The organism is Acidovorax benzenivorans (assembly GCF_028680575.1).
GTDB classification, from domain to species: domain Bacteria; phylum Pseudomonadota; class Gammaproteobacteria; order Burkholderiales; family Burkholderiaceae_C; genus Acidovorax; species Acidovorax benzenivorans.
This window is the reverse complement of record NZ_JAPCKI010000002.1, coordinates 500885-517887: the sequence shown is the minus strand read 5'-3', so window position 1 is coordinate 517887 and position 17003 is coordinate 500885. Positions and strand designations below refer to the sequence as shown.

The window sequence follows — 17003 nt, the reverse complement described above, 5'->3', positions numbered from 1 at the left end:
CTGTTTCACTCGTTCGCACATCCACTGTGCTTCACATGAAAAAAGGGGGGTGCGCACAGAGCACCCCCCAATGAACAAAGTGTCTACCTCAAACTAACTCGCTACTCACTCTCTTACCACCACACCTCGTACTGCACGCCCACCAGCGTGCGCGAGGTCTTGCCATTGGCGCCAAAGGTGCCTGCGTTGGCCACAGCCGCCGCCTGGTTCCAGTTGGCCTTGGTCACATACAGACGCAACTCGGGGCGCGACCAGAAGTCTTCCGACAGGGCCAGGGCGCCTGCCAGCGTGACCTTGGACAGGCGCTGGTCGGCGCCAGCGCCCTTGCGGGTGGTGGTGGACAGCTCCACCAGACCCTTGAAGTTCTTGGTGAACGCGTACGAGCCACGGCCGCCCAGCGAGAAGTCCTTGGTTTCCACACCGGTCAGGTCGGCCTTATTGGTCTGGTAGCCAATGAGGGCCTGGCCGCCAAACGGGCCGCTTTGCCAGTTGATGGAGTCGGCGATGCGGGTGGCGCGCTTGCCAGCGCTGGTGCCCTCGATGGCCTCAAACTCCCCGTCGATGCGGGCGTGGCCGCGCGATGTCTGCAGGTACAGCGTGTTGCTGATACTGGGCAGCACAAACTCCTTTTGCGTGTGCATGAGGGAGATGCCCGAACCCGAGCCGCCGTTGACCTGGCCCTTGCCACCCACAGCCGTCAGCAGCACCCGCAGCTTGCCGCCGGGGTTGGTGTTGATGTCAGACAGGTCGGCGTTGATGCGGTGCGCCTTCACGTTGTTGGGCAGGCCACCGTCAAACTTGTCGCCAGAGAACACGCCCAGGCCCAGCTTCATGCCACCCACAGGCACGTCGGTCACACCGGCGCCGATGTTGTCACCGTAGTTCAGCAAAAAGTAATCGACGATGTGCACGTCCTGGATACGCAGGCGGCGCTGGCCGACCCAGAACTTGGCCTCGGGCGAGAACGAGAAGCCGCTCATTTCCACAAACGCCTGTTCGGTGCTGATGTCGCCACTGCCCCACTTGGCGGGCATGTAGTTCACCTTCCAGTTGATGCCACCGGCCTCGAAGCCCTTGGCAAAGTTGACTTCGATGCCGTTGTCGCCCTCGTTGCCCAGGCGGTACTTCTGCAGTTCACCGCCCAGCGTCAGGTTGCCCTTGACGCCATCTTCGTGGTTGAACACCGGGCCACCGCGGGAGTAGCCGTTGAACTCAAAGCCTGCTACGTCCATAGCAAAGGCGCCATTCGCGCATGCGGCGGCCAAAGCCACCGCCGTGAGGCGGTTTCTTGTCTTCATGATGGGATCCCTCTGGGGTTGGTTTTAGTGCGTGTAGGTACGTGTGTCGTACACGGCTTACTTGGTCTTCGCGGCGGTCGCGATCTTCTTCATGGCGTCGGCAACGCTCACCTTGTCGTCGTTCCAGAACTGGCTGACGACATCCTTGATCGCCCCTTCGATGGCGGGTGCAATCGCCATGCCATGGGCCACGCTGGGCACCAGGCCACCGCTCTTGGCAGTGTCGGCAAAGTCTTTGCTGGACAGCTTGGCGCAGTCGTCAAACTTGTCCATCTTCTGTCCGGCGCGCACAGGGATCGAGCCCTTGTTGAGGTTGAACACCTCCTGGAACTCGGGGCTCATGATGGAGCTGGCCAGGTCGCTCTGCGCCTTCTGCGCCGCTGCGTCCTTGAGCTTGAACAGGATGAACGAGTCCACATTGAAGGTGAACGCGTTGGCCGTGCCCGGTGCCGCCGCACACTGGAAGTCCTTGCCCGGCGCCTTGTTGGCGGCAATGAATTCGCCCTTGGCCCAGTCGCCCATCAGCTGAAAGCCCGCCTTGCCCTGGATCAGCATGGCCGTGGCCAGGTTCCAGTCGCGGCCGGGAGCGCCTGGGTCGGTGTAGGTCTTGATGCGGCGGAAGGTCTCCAGCGACTTTTTCATGGTGTCGCTGTTGATGGCCTTGTCGTCCAGCTTGACCAGCGCGTCCTGGTAGAACTTGGCACCACCCACGCCCAGCACTACGGATTCAAAGGTCGTGAAGTCCTGCCAGTTCTGGCCGCCATGGGCCACGGGGATCAGGCCTGCGGCCTTGAGCTTGTCGGCAGCGGCAAAGAACTCGTCCCAGGTCTTGGGCATGCTGGCCACGCCAGCCTTCTTGAGCGCATCGGAGCTGGCCCACAGCCAGTTCACGCGGTGCACGTTGACCGGGGCCGCCACGTAGCTGCCCTTGTACTTCATCACGTCGGCGACCACCTTGGGCAGCACGTCATCCCACTTTTCGGTCTTGGCCAGCGCATCGACATTGGCCAGCACGCCTTCGGACGCCCATTCCTGGATGGCGGGGCCCTTGACCTGGGCTGCCGAGGGCGGGTTGCCCGAGATCACGCGGCTCTTGAGCACCGTCATGGCGCTGTCGCCACCGCCGCCCGCCACGGCAAAGTCGCGCCAGGTGTGGCCCTTGGACTGCATGATCTTCTTGAGCTCGGCGGCCGACTTGGCCTCGCCGCCCGATGTCCAGTAGTGCAGGACCTCGACCTCCCCCGCGCTGGCAGACATCGCGGCCGCCAGGCCCACCGCCAGTGCGGCGATCTTTGTCATCTTCCACATACCCTTGTCTCCTCGACGTTGTTTTATGAATCCGTTGCTGCGCCGTGATACCGGTGCCGTTCAGCGCAGTTGGTACTTTAATTACAATAATTAATTTAATTCTCAGGGCTTTCCCTGAGAGTCGCAGCCGGGCCACAGCGGGCCTGTTGCGGGGTGCTTTGTTATGCTCAATCCATGGCCACGATACTGATTGTCGAAGACGACGCCCTCCTGCTCGACGCGCTCACCGGCCAGCTCAAGCAACTCGATTACAGCGTCTGCACGGCCAGCAGCGTGGCGCAGGCCATGGCGCTTTTGCAGACGCAGGCGGTGGACGGCATCATCCTGGACCTGGGCCTGCCCGGCGCCGACGGCATGGAGCTACTGACCTGGGCCCGCGCGCACATCGCCGGCCTGCCCGTGCTGATCCTCACCGCCCGCGACGGCGTCGACGACCGCGTGCTGGGCCTCAACGCCGGGGCCGACGACTACATCACCAAGCCCTTCAACATGCAGGAACTGCAGGCCCGCCTGCAGGCCATGCTGCGCCGCGCGCGGCAACCCGCCTTCACCCAGGCCAGCAGCGCGGCTGGCATCGCCAGCACCACCGTCGGCCCGCTGGTGCTGGACCACGCCAGCCATGCCGCCGCCCTGAACGGCGACCTGCTGGAGCTGACCCAGCGCGAGTGGGAGCTGCTGGAGCTGCTGGCACACCGCTGCGGCGAGGTCGTCACGCGCGACGACGTGCTGGCCGCCTGGCGCGCCAGCCCGCCCGAGCCCGGCCAAACCGCCGCCCCGCTGAACTCCAATGCGCTGGAGGTGTATGTGCACCGCCTGCGCAAGAAGCTCGACCAGTCCAACCTGGTGATCCGCAATATCCGGGGGCTGGGGTACATGCTGAATAAGCCATGAAGCCCCCCCTGAGATGCTGCGCATCTTCCCCCCATGGGGGGGACGCCGCCAGCGCGGCGGGGCGGCCCTTGCGCGGCGGCACTGGCCTTGGTCGCGCCAGTTGCGAGACGCGCGTCGTTTAATTCTTACGGCCATTCATGCGTCACGTCCCGGGTGTTTCTCTTCAACGCAAACTGCTGCTGTGGCTGCTGCTGCCGCAGCTGGTGCTGTGGCTGTCGGGCGGTTTTCTGGCGTGGCGCATTGCGCTGCAGAACGGCGAGAAGGGCATTGACCAGACGCTGACCCAGTCGGTGCGGGCGCTGGCGCGGCAGATCAAACCGATTGGCGATGGGCTGCTGGTGGACTTTCCGAAGGCCGCGCAGGACATCCTGGAGCAGGACCCGGCCGACCGCATCACCTACATGGTGTCGTCCCCGCCCGGCCGCTTTCTGCTGGGCAACGCGCAGCTGCCGCCACCGCCCGCCCAGGTCGATGTGGCGGTGGGCGAGGCGTTTTTGTACCAGGCGCGGGTGGACGACAAACCCGTGCGCGTGGCCTTGCTGGACGTGGACTACGGCACCGCCTCCACCCGCCAGCGCCTGCGCGTGCAGGTGGCCCAGAGCCTCACGGTGCGCGAACGCATTGCGCAGGAGTTGCTGGAGCGCATGGTGTTCCCCATGGGCTTGATGGGCCTGGCCCTGAGCGCCGTGGTGTACGCGGGCGTGCTGCGCGGCCTGCAGCCGCTCAAGCGTCTGGAGGCGCAAATCGAGCGCGCGGGCGCACTGCCCCACACGGGCACCACGCCGCTGCCGCCCATCGAACTGACCTCAGCCCCCCAAGAGGTGCATTCGCTGGCCAGCACCATCAACCGTCTGCTGGAGACCGTGGCGCGTGGTCAGCAAAAGGAAAAGCGTTTTCTGAACGACGCCGCACACCAGCTGCGCACGCCGCTCGCAGGCCTGATCGGCCAGACCGAGCTGGCGCTGCACGAGAGCCACGAACCAGAGGTACAGGCCCGCCTGCAGAAGGTGCTGTCGGCCGCACAACGCAGTGCTCACCTGGTGCACCAACTGCTGCAGCTGGCGCGATCGGAGTCGAACGTGGTGATGCAGTCCATTGACCTCGCCGCGCTGGCCCGCGAGGTGGCCCGCGAATGGGCCGCCCGCGCCCTGGCCCAGGGCATGGACCTGGGCTACGAGGGCGTGGACCACCTGCCCGCGCAAGGCCACCCGCTGCTGCTGCGCGAGGCGTTGAACAACCTCATCGACAACGCACTGCACTACGCAGGCCCCGGCGCCACCATCACGGTGCGCGTGGGCCACGAAGAGCCCGGGCACTGGGCGCTGCTGGTGGTGGAAGACGACGGGCCGGGTGTGCCCGCCGAGCACCTGGGCGACCTGTTTGCGCGGTTCTGGCGCGGGTCGGACAAGGCGGGGGGTTGTGGGCTGGGGCTGTCGATCGTGGAAGAGATCGCGCTGCGGCACGGGGGGCGGACGGTGGCGGAGGGGCTGGTGCCGAAGGGGTTGCGGGTGGGGATGCGGTTGCCTGCGGGGTGAATTTTGGTCTTTTTGGCCGGTTGCGCTAGTGAATCATGCCTTGGCAGCTATGATTTTTATAGTGACAACCTTCACTGCGGGGCTGGAGATTTCCGGCACGAATTGACGGTCTGACTGGGCTGTTGTGCGCGCTGAGCCTGTGGAGGCTGGTGCGGACATCGGGTTGCGTGCCTGGGTTGAGGGCAGAGGCCGGGAGTCGCCCGGCCTCCGCCATCACCACAAGCATGCGGCTAAATCAGCGCACTGCTTTGTGAATGGCAAAAAACAAAAGCGGCCAGCACCTGCAACCCAGGCACCAGCCGCTCACCAAAATAAGCCTGACCTCAAGCCGCGAGGATCAACTTCTCCAGCTTCACAGCATCCACCGCAAACGCCCGAATCCCCTCAGCCAATTTCTCGGTCGCCATCGCATCCTCATTCAGCGCAAACCGAAACCCCGCCTCGTCATAGTTCACCGCAGGCAGGTCCATTCCCTTGGCAGCCTCCGCATCCAGCGCCCGCTGCAACGGCGCATCGCTCGCAGCCAGTTGCGCCAACAGCTCGGGCGCAATGGTCAGCAGGTCACACCCAGCCAGCGCCGTGATCTGGCCCACGTTGCGGAAGCTCGCGCCCATCACCTCGGTGGCAATGCCAAAGCGTTTGTAGTGGTTGTAGATCTGCGTGACCGACTGAACGCCCGGGTCGTTGGCACCGGCACGCGCAGCCTCGTCCCAGCTCGCGCCCGCCTGCTTCTTGTACCAGTCGTAGATGCGGCCCACGAAGGGCGAGATCAGTTGCACCTTGGCCTGGCCGCAGGCCACGGCCTGGGCGAACGAGAACAGCAGCGTGAGATTGGTGTGGATGCCCTTGCGCTCCAGTTGCTCGGCGGCCTGGATGCCTTCCCACGTGGCTGCGATCTTGATGAGCACGCGGTCGATGTGGATGCCTTCGGCCTGGTACAGCTCGATGATGCGTTCGGCGCGCGTGACGGTGGCGCTGGTGTCAAAGCTCAGGCGGGCATCGACCTCGGTGGAAACACGGCCGGGGATGGTGGCGAGGATCTCGCGGCCAAAACGGACCAGCAGGCGGTCGATGATCTCGTCCATCGGGCGGCCCGTCCACTGCGCTACGGTGTCTTGCAGCAGCGGCGCGTACTCGGGCTTTTGCACGGCCTTGAGGATCAGCGACGGGTTGGTGGTGGCATCCTGGGGCTGGAACTGCGCCAGTTGCTTGAAGTCGCCGGTGTCGGCAACCACGGTGGTGAACTGTTTGAGAGCGTCGAGTTGGTTCGTCATGGCGCCATTATTCCGCATCGCGCTGAGCGCCTTCGGTACTACCAACCACCGATACGCCGTGCGCACCCAGGCTCAGCTGCACGTCATCACCCACGGCCAGCACATCGTCCAGGTCAGACGACACCACAAAAATGTGGCCCAGCGCGGTGTCGAAGGTGTATTCGTGCACCGCGCCCAGGTAGGCCCGCTTGTCCAGCCGTGCGGGCAGCAGGCCCGCGCCCTGGCGGTGAATGCGCCAGGCTTCGGGCCGCACCGCCACCTTCACCGGGCCGCTCTTCACCGCCATGCGGGGGCGCAGCACCAGCGGGCCAAGAGCTACCGTGCCATCAAGGTCTGCCACGGCCGGGAACAACATGGCCTCACCCATGAAGCCCGCGACGAACTCGCTGTGCGGCGTTTCATACAGCGCGCGGGGCGATCCCTTTTGCGCGATCAGTCCCTGGTTCATCACGATGATCTGGTCGCTCACCGCCATGGCCTCGGCCTGGTCATGTGTGACGTAGGCCACCGTGAGCAACAGGCGCTGCTGCAGCGCGCGGATCTCTTCGCGCATCTCGCGGCGCAGGCGGGCGTCCAGGTTGGACAAAGGCTCGTCGAACAGCAGCACCTCGGGCTCCAGCACCAGCGCGCGCGCCAGCGCCACGCGCTGCTGCTGGCCGCCCGACAGTTCGCTGGGCAGGCGGTCGTCATAGCCCACCAGGCCCACGCCGCGCAGCGCCTCCACCGCCTTGGTGCGCGCCTGCTCCTTGGGCTGACCCGACATGCGCAGGCCGTACATCACGTTCTCCACCACGTTCATGTGAGGGAACAGCGCGTAGCTCTGGAACATCATGCTCACGTTGCGCTGCGCGGGGCCGAGTGTGGTCACGTCCTTGCCGGCAATGAAGATCTCGCCCGAGGTGGGCGATTCGAGCCCCGCAATCATGCGCAAGGTAGTCGTCTTGCCGCAGCCCGAGGGGCCGAGGATGGTGGTGAGCGTGCCGCGCGGCACCTCAAAGCTGATGCCCTTGACGGCCAGGGCCGCGCTGCTGTCGCTGCCGTAGCGCTTGGTGATGTTGCGGAACACGATGCCCGCGTCATTGTTGTTCATGGCGTGTTTTCTTTTTTGTCAGAGGGGTCAGTGCGCAGCGGGAGCGGCTCCACGGCGGCCCAGTTTGCGGTCACCCACCAGCAGCTGAATGAGTCCGATAGAGGCCGACATGAGGACGATGAGCACCGTGCAGTAGGCCAGCGCCACGCCATAGTCGCCATTGCCCACGCGGCCAATGATGTAGGTGGTGGCCAGTTCGTTTTCGGCCGTAACCAGGAAGATCACCGCGCTCACGGTGGTGATGGCGCGCACAAAGCTGTAGACCAAGGCCGCCACCAGGGCGGGCTTGAGCAAGGGCAGCACCACATGGCGCAGCGTCTGCACACTGCCTGCGCGCAGCATGACGGACGCTTCATCGAGCGACCGGTCCAGTTGCTTGAACGCCGCCGTGCCCGCCCGCACGCCCACCGGCAAATTGCGGAACATGAAGCACAGCACAATGATGAGGGCCGTGCCCGTCAGCTCGAACGGCGGCACATTGAACGCCAGGATGTAGCTCACGCCCAGCACCGTGCCGGGAATGGCAAAAGCCAGCAGCGCCGCGAACTCAAACACCCCCTGCCCCCGGAACTCGGTGCGCGCCAGCAGCCACGCAATGCCGATTCCCAGCGTGGCCGTGAGCGGCGCCGAGACGGCGGCGAGCTTGATCGTGGTGAAGAACGAGTTCCACGCCGTGCCCGCCCACACCACACCAAACTCGCCCCACTCCACACTGAAAGCCGTGCGAAAGTGCGCCAGCGTGATGGTGTAGTCGCGCCCCCAGGTCTGCACAAAACCGCCTGCCAGCGCAAACAGGTAGACGATGAGGGTGAACGCCATCCACGGCAGCGCGATCGAGTGCACCACGCGCCGCACACCGGTAGGCAGCGGCATGGCAATGCCTGCATCGCCCTTGCCCGACACGGTGGTGAAGTTCTGCTTGCCCAGCAGCCCGCGCTGGATCGCAAACACGGTGAGCGCGAAGAACGTGAGGATCCAGGCCAGCGACGCCGCACGCCCCTGGTCGTACTGCGCGCCGACGATGGCGAAGAAGATTTCGGTGGACAACACCGAGAACTGCCCGCCCACCACGATGGGGTTGCCGAAGTCGGCCATGCTTTCGATGAAGCCCACCAGAAACGCATTGGCCAGGCCCGGCTTGAGCAGCGGCAGGGTCACGGTCATGAAGGTGCGGTGCGGGCTGGCGCGCAGTGTTTGCGCAGCCTCTTCCAGGCTGGGTGCCACGCCCTGCACCACGCCGCGCATGATCATGAAGGCGATGGGCGTGAACGCAAAGGTCTGCGCCACCCACACGCCCAGCCAGCCGTAGAACCAGCGCGTGGGCGTGACGCCGAACGCGTATTCCAGAAACTGGTTGAACACCCCGGCGCGGCCAAACAACAGGATGAGCCCCAGGCCCACCACAAACGGCGGCGTGATGATGGGCAGCAGCGCGACGATGTTCAACGGCCGCGCATAGCGGCGCGAGGCGCGCTCGGCCATCAGCGCCATGAAGCTGCCCAGCAGCGTGGTGCTGGTGGCCGTCATCAGCCCCAGGAACAGTGTGTTCCAGGCCACGCCGCAGCGCTGACCACCCGCCAGGCACGACAGGCTGAAGTTGCGCTCGTGCGCGATGCGCTCCCACACCACGGCCAGCGAGAACGGGCCGTCTTCGAGGAAAAAAGCGGCCGACAGCGCCTTGAGCACCGGGAACACGATGAACAGCGCGAGCAGGCTGCCGCAGCCCACCACCGCCGCAGCCACGAACAGATCGCCCTTGAAGAAGCCCCGCCGCGCCACGCCGAACGACAGCAGCACCAGCAGTGCCGACAGCACCACAAACCCGCCCCAGCCCATGCCCGGCTGGCGTGCGCCCAGCTCACCCAGGCTGGTGTTCATCCACTCAAACGCCCAGCCACGCGCGCCGATCGCAAAGCCACTGAGCAACAGCGCCAGCAGCCCCAGCGTGCCCCCGGCCACCAGCACGGCGCCCTGCTTGCGCCCGGCCGGCAGGCAGGCCCCCAGGCCCGCCACCACCAGCCCGGCCAGCCCCAGCCAGAGCCAGGGACGGCCGAACAGGGCTGCCTGCATCAGACCGTTGGCGGCCTGTTCGCTGCTGAAAACCTGGCCCACCGCCAGCAGGCCGTTGGCGTCCTGCTGCGCATACCAGGGGAACACCAGGTACCCCAGCACGCCGATGGCCAGCCAGACCCACAGGGGCCGGTTGACCGAAGCGCTGCGAGCCATGGTTCGAAGGGTTGCGTGCGCCGCCGCGGCTGCTGCCGACACCACCGCCCCTCAGCGCGCTGCGTTCTGCACGTCTTTTTCCCAGCGCGCAATCAGGCGGCGGCGCTCGGCGCTGGCGCCGTACTTGGCGTAGTCGTAGTTGATGAGCTTCATCTTGGCCGGGTCGGTCATGCGCGGGTCTTTGGGCACCTGCGTGTTGCTGGGCAGCTGGAACTGTTTGGCCGCGAGGCCAAACTGCTGGCCGCCGGGCGTGAGCGCCCATTCGTAGAACTTCTTGGCAGCCTCGGTGTTGGGGCCGTTCTTGACGATGCTCATCGAGCCCACCTCAGCGCCGGTACCTTCAGAAGGCGTGACCGAGCCCACGGGGAAGCCGTTGACCGCCTCGGTGGTCACGTCGTGCACAAAGCTCACCGACACCGTGGTTTCGCCACGCGCTGCGGCCTTGACCGGCGCGGTGCCCGAGCGGGTGTAGGTGCTGATGTTGGGGTGCAGGGCCTTGAGGTATTCGAACGCTTTTTCCTCGCCCATGATCTGCACCAGCGTGGCGATCATGGTGTAGGCCGTGCCGCTTGATGCGGGGTTGGCCATCTGTACCTCGCCCTTGAACTCGGGCTTGAGCAGGTCGGCCCACGACTGCGGCGGGTTGAGCTTGCGCTTGGCCAGCAGCTCCTTGTTATAGCCAAAGCCCAGCGGGCCCAGATACACGCCCACGGTGCGGTACTTGGAATCGGCGGCCTGTTTTTGCGCCCAGGGGTAGAGCTGCGCGAGCTGGGGCGACTTGTATTCGAGCGTGAGGCCCTGCTCGGCCGCCTGAAGGTGGGGGTCGCCCGTGCCGCCAAACCAGATGTCGGTCTTGGGGTTGGCGCGCTCGGCGTTGAGCTGGGCCAGCGCCTCGCCCGAGCCCTTGGCCGTCATGTTGACCTTGGTGCCCGTGGTCTTGGCATACACGGTGGACATCAGGTTGCACCACTCGGCCTGCACCGAGCAGATGATGTTGACCTGCCCCTGGGCCCAGCTGCCCGATGCAGCGGCCGCCAGGGCCGCACCGGCCAGAAGTTTTGTCAGCAAGGGTTTGCGCATGGATGGCTCCTCAGTATCTGGATAACGTGATGGAGGATGCTATGCGTGCAGGGCCCACAGGGGCCAGGGGGGAAACGCCCAGGCCCGGTGCAAGCAGGTTGAAAGGCAGGGATTGCGCGGACCCCATACCTTTGGGAACCGAGTTACATTAAACGCAGATGACCTACCGCCGCGCGCACAGCCGGTGGATGAAGCGTCCACCCAAGCCCTTTCCAAGGCCCCTGCGCAGCCTGCCCTGCCTTCACAGACTGACATGCTCGACCGCATCACCGCCTCCCTGCCCTCGCTGGCCCCCGCCGAACAGCGCGTGGGCAAGCTGGTGCTGACCGACCCGCGCACCTTCGCCCGCCTGCCCGTGCGCGAGCTGGCCGAGCGTGCACATGTGAGCAAGCCCACCGTAGTGCGTTTTTGCCGCAGCATGGGCTACGACGGGCTGGCGGACTTCAAGCTCAAGCTGGCAGGCAGCGTGAGCGAGGGGGTGCCCTTCATCCACCGCAGCGTGGATGCCGACGACAAGACCGGCGACGTGCTGGTGAAGGTGGTGGACAACGCGGTGGCGGCCTTCCTGCAATACCGCAACGCCGCCAGCACCGTGGCCATCGAACGCGCGGCAGACGCCATTGCCGACACCTGGAAGAAGGGCAAGCGCATCGAGTTCTACGGCGTGGGCAACTCGGGCATCGTGGCGCAGGACGCACAGCACAAGTTCTTTCGCCTGGGCGTCACCTCCATCGCCAGCAGCGACGGCCACATGCAGGTGATGAGCGCCACCCTGCTCGGCCTGGGCGACTGCGCGGTGATCGTCTCCAACTCCGGCCGCACGCGTGACCTGATGGATGCCGCCGATATCGCCCGCCGCAACGGCGCCACCACCATCGTCATCACCGCCAGTGGCTCCCCGCTGGCCAGTACCTGCCAGATCCACCTGGCGGCCGACCACCCCGAGGGCTACGACCGCTACAGCCCCATGGTGTCGCGCCTGATGCACTTGCTCATCATCGACGTGCTGGCCACCTGCGTGGCGCTGCGCATCGGCAGCTCGCTGCAGCCCATCCTGCAGCAGATGAAAGAAAACCTGCGGGCCAAGCGCTACGCATAGCCGACAGCGGGGCTGCCCGGCGCCTTCTGCGCCGTCAGCACCGCATCACTGCAACGTACAGATGTTGGTGCAGCCCGGCGTGCCGTCGCAGGCCTCGACGCCATTGACGATGCCATCGCCGCAGAAAGCGCCCACCAGGTTCAGCGTTGCGGAGCACGAGGCATTGCAAGCCGAGCAGTTGCCTATTCCGTAGGGGCAGCTGGTTTCGGTGACGCTGTTGCCGTCGTCGCAGACCTCGGGCCCATTGACAATGCCATCGCCACAAAAGCCTCCCGAAAGGCTCAAGGTGGCGCTGCAGGTGGCATTGCAGACCGTGCAGGCCGGCGAGTCGTAAGGGCAGCTGGTTTCGGTGGTGTTGTTGCCATCGTCGCAGACCTCGGGCCCGTTGACCGCGCCATCGCCGCAGAAGCCGCCCGCGAGACTCAGCACCCCACTGCAGGTGGCATTGCAAGTCGTGCAGGTCGGTGTCCCATAGGTGCAGCTGGTTTCCGAGACGGTGTTCCCGTCGTCGCAGACCTCGGAGCCAGCGCGCACCGCGTCGCCACACACGACCGGGGTGGCGGCCACCGCCACGGTGGCCATACCCCAGCCTCCGTTCTTGAAGCGGTTGCGCGCGCGGTACTCGAAGCGGAACAGGCCGGGCACGGTGGGCGCCCCCACGGTAAACGCGCCGTCGGCATTCACCGTGAGCGTGCTGCCCGCAAACCCCACGGAGCCGCCCACCGGCGTGGTGCTGGTCGCGCCCTGCACGCGGAACTCGCGCACCTCCATGGCCGGTGAACCCAGCGTGTCGTTGGCCAGCACACCGGGCGCAGGCACCGGCAGGGCTGTGCCCACGGTGGCCGCATAGGGGCCGTCGTCGTGCGGTGTGCCGTCGCGCACACCCAGGTCCAGGTCATAGCGCAGGTGCAGAGTGCTGCCCTGCAGCTGGGCATATACCGCAGCGATCTGGAGCGGGCCGGTGGTCGAGGCCGTGGCCACCGGCGCCACGCCGGCCCAGTCCGAGGGCTCGCCATCGCGCACGATGGCGGCCCAGGCCAGGCCCACGGCAAACACCAGGCACAACACCGAGCCCGTCGCGGCAAAACGGCGGACCGGGGCGTGGCGGTAGGTGGTGAACAACAGCATGCAGGCCAACAGCAGCAAGCCGCCGGACCCCAGCACGGGCACCGACAACGCGGGCGATGGTGCAGCGGTCAGCACCACAGCGGCGCCCCCTGCGGAGCCGTCCACCGACAACAAGGCACTGGGGGCCAGGCTCCCGTCCGTGGTGCTGGCCGTGAATCCCAGCCGCGCACCGACGGGCGGCGACAGCAGGCGCGTGTAGCTCTCCACCACGTCGACAAGAGGTCCTGCCGCGTCGATGCCCACGGGCCAGCGCACTGGCGCCAGCGGCACGAAACTGGGGTCGGGCACCAGGGCCCCGCCCTGGCAGACCTCGCGCGACACATCACCTACCGGGTCGGGCGCCGCCAGGTCGATGCGCGTGACGGCCGCCAGATCCGCCCCCTGGAACACCCCGGCCGGGGTCGCCACGTTGCAGCCGGTCGCCGGATTGCCGTCCGCATCGATCAGTGTGCGCAGCTCGGCTGCGGCATGGGCCACTGAAGCCTGCGCCAGCAGGACCAGGCCCATGAGGACAAACAACAGCGTGTGTATGGCAGGCGCGGCGGCTCTGCGGCGGCCCGGCCGGGACAAAAAAAAGAAACTCATGGGGAGAGGAGCGGAGAACAGAATCGGTGACGCAAAGAGCACGGAGGCCGTACCGCACCACGCCAGGTCAAGGGGCATGGCAACAACAAGGGCACGGCTTTTTGGCAGCGGCGCATCTTATCCACGCGGTTTGCGAGGACCAAGGGTTTTTTGGCACCCCACACTTTCAAACGGCCCCAGCATGGGTCCCCCCCCAGGACTCTCCCCAGCAGAAAAAGCAACGCCACACGCTCCCGCAGGAAAACGTGTGGCGTCGGGCGTCCACAGGCCCAAGGGCCTCAGACGGACTTCAGACCGAGGTCAGATAGGACTGACTTCAGACAGGACTCCTGTGGGCAGCAAGGCACTCCACGGGTATCAGAAATTGCATCAAACAAACCTCAAGCGCTTATACACAAAGCGCCAGCAGCTATGTTTTCAGGAGCAATATTTCAAATGCGGCCTTCTTCGACCGCATGACACGCAATGCGGATGCCGCCGATGCTGAGCAACTGTGGGCGCTCAGTGCGGCAGCGGTCATTCACATGCGGGCAGCGGGGGTTGAAGGCGCAGCCGGGTGGTGGGTTCAAGGGGTTGGGCACCTCGCCCTGCACGGGGGTGCGCGCCTTGCCGGTGTCGTGCATCTTGGGGATGGCATCGAGCAGCATGCGGGTGTAGGGGTGGCGCGGGGTGTCGAACAGCGTGTGTTTGTCGGCCAGCTCCACCAGACGGCCCAGGTACATCACGCCCACCTGGTCGCTCACGTGGCGCACCACGGCCAGGTTGTGGCTGATGAACAGGTAGGTGAGCTGCCGCTCGCGCTGCAGGTCCTTCATGATGTTGAGCACCTGCGCCTGCACCGACACGTCGAGCGCGCTGGTGGGCTCGTCGCACACCAAAAACTCGGGCTCGGTGGCCAGGGCGCGGGCGATGGAGATGCGCTGGCGCTGGCCGCCCGAGAACTGGTGCGGGTACTTGACCATGTCCAGCGGCGACAGGCCTACGGACTGCAGCAGCTCACCCACGCGTTGCTTGAGCTCTGCCTTGTCGGTGATGAGGCCGTGCTCCTTGAGCGGCTCACCAATGATGTCCTCCACCAGCCAGCGTGGGTTCAGGCTAGCGTACGGGTCCTGGAAGATCATCTGGATGCGGCGGCGCATGGCCTTGGCATCGTTGCCCTTGAAGGCGGCATGCGCGTCCTGGTTGTCGAACGTGAGGCCCCCGCGTGTGGGCTCATACAAACCCACCAGCAGGCGCGCCACGGTGCTTTTGCCGCAGCCGGACTCACCCACCAGGGCCAGTGTCTTGCCCTTCTCGATCTCGAAGCTCACGCCGTCCACCGCATGCAGCAGGGTGCGGGGCTTGCGTTCGATCACGCGGTTGAGCCAGGGGGCAGACACGTCAAAGGTCTTGGCCAGGTCATGCGCCTGCACCAAGGCCTTGCTTTTCGCGGCGGCGGGGGTCGTGGTGTTTGCGGCGGCGCTCATGCGGTCACCTCGGCTTTTGTCGTGGCACCTGCGTGCAGCCAGCAGGCAGCGCGGGTAGCGCCTGCGTCCATCAGGTCGGGGCGGTCGGTCATGCAGCGGTCAAAGGTCTTGGGGCAGCGGGGGTTGTAGGCGCAACCACGGGGAATGGCGTTCAGGCGCGGCATGGCGCCGTCGATCTGGTTCAGGCGTTCACGGTCCATCGTCATGTCGGGGATGGAGGCCATGAGGCCGCTGGTGTAGGGGTGCGATGGCTGGTTGATCACATCGTGCACCGGGCCGATTTCGGCCACGCGCCCGGCGTACAACACGGCCACGCGGTCGCAGGTTTCGGCAATCACGCCCATGTCGTGGGTGATGAGCATGACGGCGGCGCCGCGCGATTTGCAGATGTTTTTCAAGAGCGTGATGATCTGCGCCTGAATGGACACATCCAGCGCCGTGGTGGGCTCGTCGGCCACGATGAGTTTGGGCTCGGCCGCCAGGGCCAGGGCAATCACCACACGCTGGCGCATGCCGCCGGAGAACTGGTGCGGGTAGTGATCCACACGCTCGGCGGCTGCCGGAATGCCGGTGTCCTGCAGCAGTGCGATGGCACGCTGGCGCGCCTCGGCGGGCGTGACCGGCAGGTGGGCGAGGATGGTTTCCGTGAGCTGGCGACCCACGGTGTACAGCGGGTTCAGCGAGGTCAGCGGGTCCTGAAAGATGGCGCCAATGCGGCGGCCACGGATGTGGCGCATTTCATCGTTGCTGAGGTTGTCGATGCGCTGGCCTTCCAGCAGGATCTGGCCCGAGGCCACACGGCCCGGTGGCTCCAGCAGGCCGATGATGGCGGCACCGGTGAGCGACTTGCCCGCACCGGACTCCCCCACCACACCCAGGATCTCGCCGGGTGCGATGGAGAAGGAAATGTCGTCCAGGGCGCGCAGGGTACCGCGGCGGCTCGGGAATTCGACAACGAGGTTTTTGACTTCTAGGAGACTCATGGGGAGGTCACTTCTTCTTGTTCAACGCAGGCGGGGGTTCAAAGCATCACGCAGCCAGTCGCCGAGCAGGTTCACGGAGAGGGCGATCAGCACCAGCATGGCGCCGGGGAACACGGTGATCCACCATTCGCCGGAGAACAAGTAGTCGTTGCCGATGCGGATCAGCGTGCCCAGCGACGGCGAAGTGGGCGGCGCGCCCACGCCCAGAAAGGACAGCGTGGCCTCGGTGATGATGGCCGTGGCCACCTGGATGGTGGCCAGCACCAGCACCGGGCCCATCACGTTGGGCAGCACATGCTTGCGCATGATGCGCAGTGGCGAAACACCCGTCACGCGGGCGGCCTGCACGTACTCCTTGTTGCGCTCCACCAGCGTGGACCCGCGCACCGTGCGGGCATATTGCACCCAGCCGGTGAGGGAGATGGAAAGGATCAGCACGCCGAACGCCAGCGACTCGTGGGCGTTGGGGAACAGTGCACGGCCCACACCGGCAATCAGCAGCGCGACCAGGATGGCGGGGAAGGACAGCATCACGTCGCACAGGCGCATGAGCACGGCATCCACCCAGCCTCCCCGAAAACCGGCCAGCAGACCGAAGGCCACACCCACCACCACGGAGAGCACCACCGAAGCGATGCCCACCACGAGGGAGATGCGCGCACCGTAGATCAGTGCGGACAGGATGTCACGGCCCTGGTCGTCGGTGCCCAAGGGGTATTTCATGGACCCCATTTCGCTCCACGCAGGAGGCAACCGCGCATCGCTCAGCTCCAGCGTGGTCAGGTCGAACGGGTTGTGGGGGGCCACCCATCCGGCAAACACCGAACAGAACAGGCAAATCAGCGCAATGGCGGCAGCCAGCATGGCCACCGGCGATGTGCGGAAGCTGTAGCCAACGTCGCTGTCGAACCAGCGGGCAAGGGTAGTTTTCATTGTGGGAAACCAGTCAACAGACAACAACACGCGCAGCGGGTAGCCGCGGGTGTTGTTGCGGGCTTGAATCAGCCAGTGGCGTTGTTGTTGTCGTCGTATCGATCAGG

13 protein-coding genes are annotated in these 17003 nt (G+C 65.7%); 3 read left to right on the top strand and 10 right to left on the bottom strand.

All coding sequences use genetic code 11. The features are described from left to right. Positions 1-113 precede the first annotated feature (113 nt). Positions 114-1232: a carbohydrate porin gene (locus OIN59_RS05775; protein WP_274108086.1), complete on the bottom strand. Its 1119-nt coding sequence runs from the start codon at positions 1230-1232 to the stop codon at positions 114-116. Between the two features lie 123 nt (positions 1233-1355). Then, positions 1356-2606 (bottom strand): ABC transporter substrate-binding protein, encoded by a 1251-nt coding sequence (locus OIN59_RS05770; RefSeq protein ID WP_274107993.1) that lies wholly within the window; start codon positions 2604-2606, stop codon positions 1356-1358. 174 nt (positions 2607-2780) lie between these two features. On the opposite strand from OIN59_RS05770, the gene OIN59_RS05765 reads away from it, so the two are divergent. Both OIN59_RS05765 and OIN59_RS05760 read left to right on the top strand, forming a co-directional pair. Beyond that, positions 2781-3497, top strand: coding sequence for a response regulator transcription factor (locus tag OIN59_RS05765; protein ID WP_274107991.1), 717 nt, complete (start codon positions 2781-2783; stop codon positions 3495-3497). 137 nt (positions 3498-3634) lie between these two features. Further along, complete coding sequence (locus OIN59_RS05760; protein WP_274107989.1) at positions 3635-5032, top strand: sensor histidine kinase; 1398 nt, start codon at positions 3635-3637, stop codon at positions 5030-5032. 323 nt (positions 5033-5355) lie between these two features. On the opposite strand, the gene tal is transcribed toward OIN59_RS05760, so the two are convergent. From tal to OIN59_RS05740, 4 genes are read right to left on the bottom strand one after another with little or no spacing between them, the layout of a single operon-like run. After that, positions 5356-6306, bottom strand: coding sequence for a transaldolase (tal, locus tag OIN59_RS05755; RefSeq protein WP_274107987.1), 951 nt, complete (start codon positions 6304-6306; stop codon positions 5356-5358). A 7-nt stretch (positions 6307-6313) separates the two neighbouring features. Continuing rightward, complete coding sequence (locus tag OIN59_RS05750; RefSeq protein ID WP_274107986.1) at positions 6314-7396, bottom strand: ABC transporter ATP-binding protein; 1083 nt, start codon at positions 7394-7396, stop codon at positions 6314-6316. A gap of 27 nt (positions 7397-7423) precedes the next feature. Next, the gene (locus OIN59_RS05745; protein WP_274107984.1) at positions 7424-9622 is read right to left on the bottom strand and encodes an ABC transporter permease; all 2199 of its coding nucleotides are present in this window, start codon (positions 9620-9622) and stop codon (positions 7424-7426) included. A gap of 51 nt (positions 9623-9673) precedes the next feature. Beyond that, complete coding sequence (locus OIN59_RS05740) at positions 9674-10702, bottom strand: ABC transporter substrate-binding protein (RefSeq protein WP_274107982.1); 1029 nt, start codon at positions 10700-10702, stop codon at positions 9674-9676. A gap of 253 nt (positions 10703-10955) precedes the next feature. On the opposite strand from OIN59_RS05740, the gene OIN59_RS05735 reads away from it, so the two are divergent. Further along, complete coding sequence (locus OIN59_RS05735) at positions 10956-11801, top strand: MurR/RpiR family transcriptional regulator (protein WP_274107980.1); 846 nt, start codon at positions 10956-10958, stop codon at positions 11799-11801. Positions 11802-11846: 45 nt separating this feature from the next. Here the strand turns inward: OIN59_RS05735 and OIN59_RS05730 are convergent, their stop codons facing one another. The 4 genes from OIN59_RS05730 to OIN59_RS05715 form a co-directional block, all read right to left on the bottom strand. Then, positions 11847-13514: a hypothetical protein gene (locus OIN59_RS05730; RefSeq protein WP_274107978.1), complete on the bottom strand. Its 1668-nt coding sequence runs from the start codon at positions 13512-13514 to the stop codon at positions 11847-11849. 431 nt (positions 13515-13945) lie between these two features. Further along, positions 13946-14980 carry an ABC transporter ATP-binding protein gene (locus tag OIN59_RS05725; RefSeq protein WP_274107976.1) on the bottom strand — a complete coding sequence of 345 codons (1035 nt, stop codon included), beginning with the start codon at positions 14978-14980 and terminating at the stop codon, positions 13946-13948. Further along, entirely contained in the window at positions 14977-15963 is a 987-nt protein-coding gene (locus tag OIN59_RS05720; protein WP_274107974.1) for an ABC transporter ATP-binding protein, read from the bottom strand. Before OIN59_RS05720 ends, OIN59_RS05725 begins: the two co-directional genes overlap by 4 nt. A 21-nt stretch (positions 15964-15984) precedes the next feature. After that, positions 15985-16896, bottom strand: coding sequence for an ABC transporter permease (locus OIN59_RS05715; RefSeq protein WP_015012586.1), 912 nt, complete (start codon positions 16894-16896; stop codon positions 15985-15987). Between the last annotated feature and the right edge of the window lie 107 nt (positions 16897-17003).

Excerpts from the sequence above, each read along its gene's own strand:
- OIN59_RS05775 (WP_274108086.1), bottom strand. The coding sequence starts at position 1,232 with ATGGACGTAGCAGGCTTTGAGTTCAACGGCTACTCCCGCGGTGGCCCG.
- OIN59_RS05770 (WP_274107993.1), bottom strand. The coding sequence starts at position 2,606 with ATGTGGAAGATGACAAAGATCGCCGCACTGGCGGTGGGCCTGGCGGCC.
- OIN59_RS05765 (WP_274107991.1), top strand. The coding sequence starts at position 2,781 with ATGGCCACGATACTGATTGTCGAAGACGACGCCCTCCTGCTCGACGCG.
- OIN59_RS05760 (WP_274107989.1), top strand. The coding sequence starts at position 3,635 with ATGCGTCACGTCCCGGGTGTTTCTCTTCAACGCAAACTGCTGCTGTGG.
- tal (WP_274107987.1), bottom strand. The coding sequence starts at position 6,306 with ATGACGAACCAACTCGACGCTCTCAAACAGTTCACCACCGTGGTTGCC.
- OIN59_RS05750 (WP_274107986.1), bottom strand. The coding sequence starts at position 7,396 with ATGAACAACAATGACGCGGGCATCGTGTTCCGCAACATCACCAAGCGC.
- OIN59_RS05745 (WP_274107984.1), bottom strand. The coding sequence starts at position 9,622 with ATGGCTCGCAGCGCTTCGGTCAACCGGCCCCTGTGGGTCTGGCTGGCC.
- OIN59_RS05740 (WP_274107982.1), bottom strand. The coding sequence starts at position 10,702 with ATGCGCAAACCCTTGCTGACAAAACTTCTGGCCGGTGCGGCCCTGGCG.
- OIN59_RS05735 (WP_274107980.1), top strand. The coding sequence starts at position 10,956 with ATGCTCGACCGCATCACCGCCTCCCTGCCCTCGCTGGCCCCCGCCGAA.
- OIN59_RS05730 (WP_274107978.1), bottom strand. The coding sequence starts at position 13,514 with ATGAGTTTCTTTTTTTTGTCCCGGCCGGGCCGCCGCAGAGCCGCCGCG.
- OIN59_RS05725 (WP_274107976.1), bottom strand. The coding sequence starts at position 14,980 with ATGAGCGCCGCCGCAAACACCACGACCCCCGCCGCCGCGAAAAGCAAG.
- OIN59_RS05720 (WP_274107974.1), bottom strand. The coding sequence starts at position 15,963 with ATGAGTCTCCTAGAAGTCAAAAACCTCGTTGTCGAATTCCCGAGCCGC.
- OIN59_RS05715 (WP_015012586.1), bottom strand. The coding sequence starts at position 16,896 with ATGAAAACTACCCTTGCCCGCTGGTTCGACAGCGACGTTGGCTACAGC.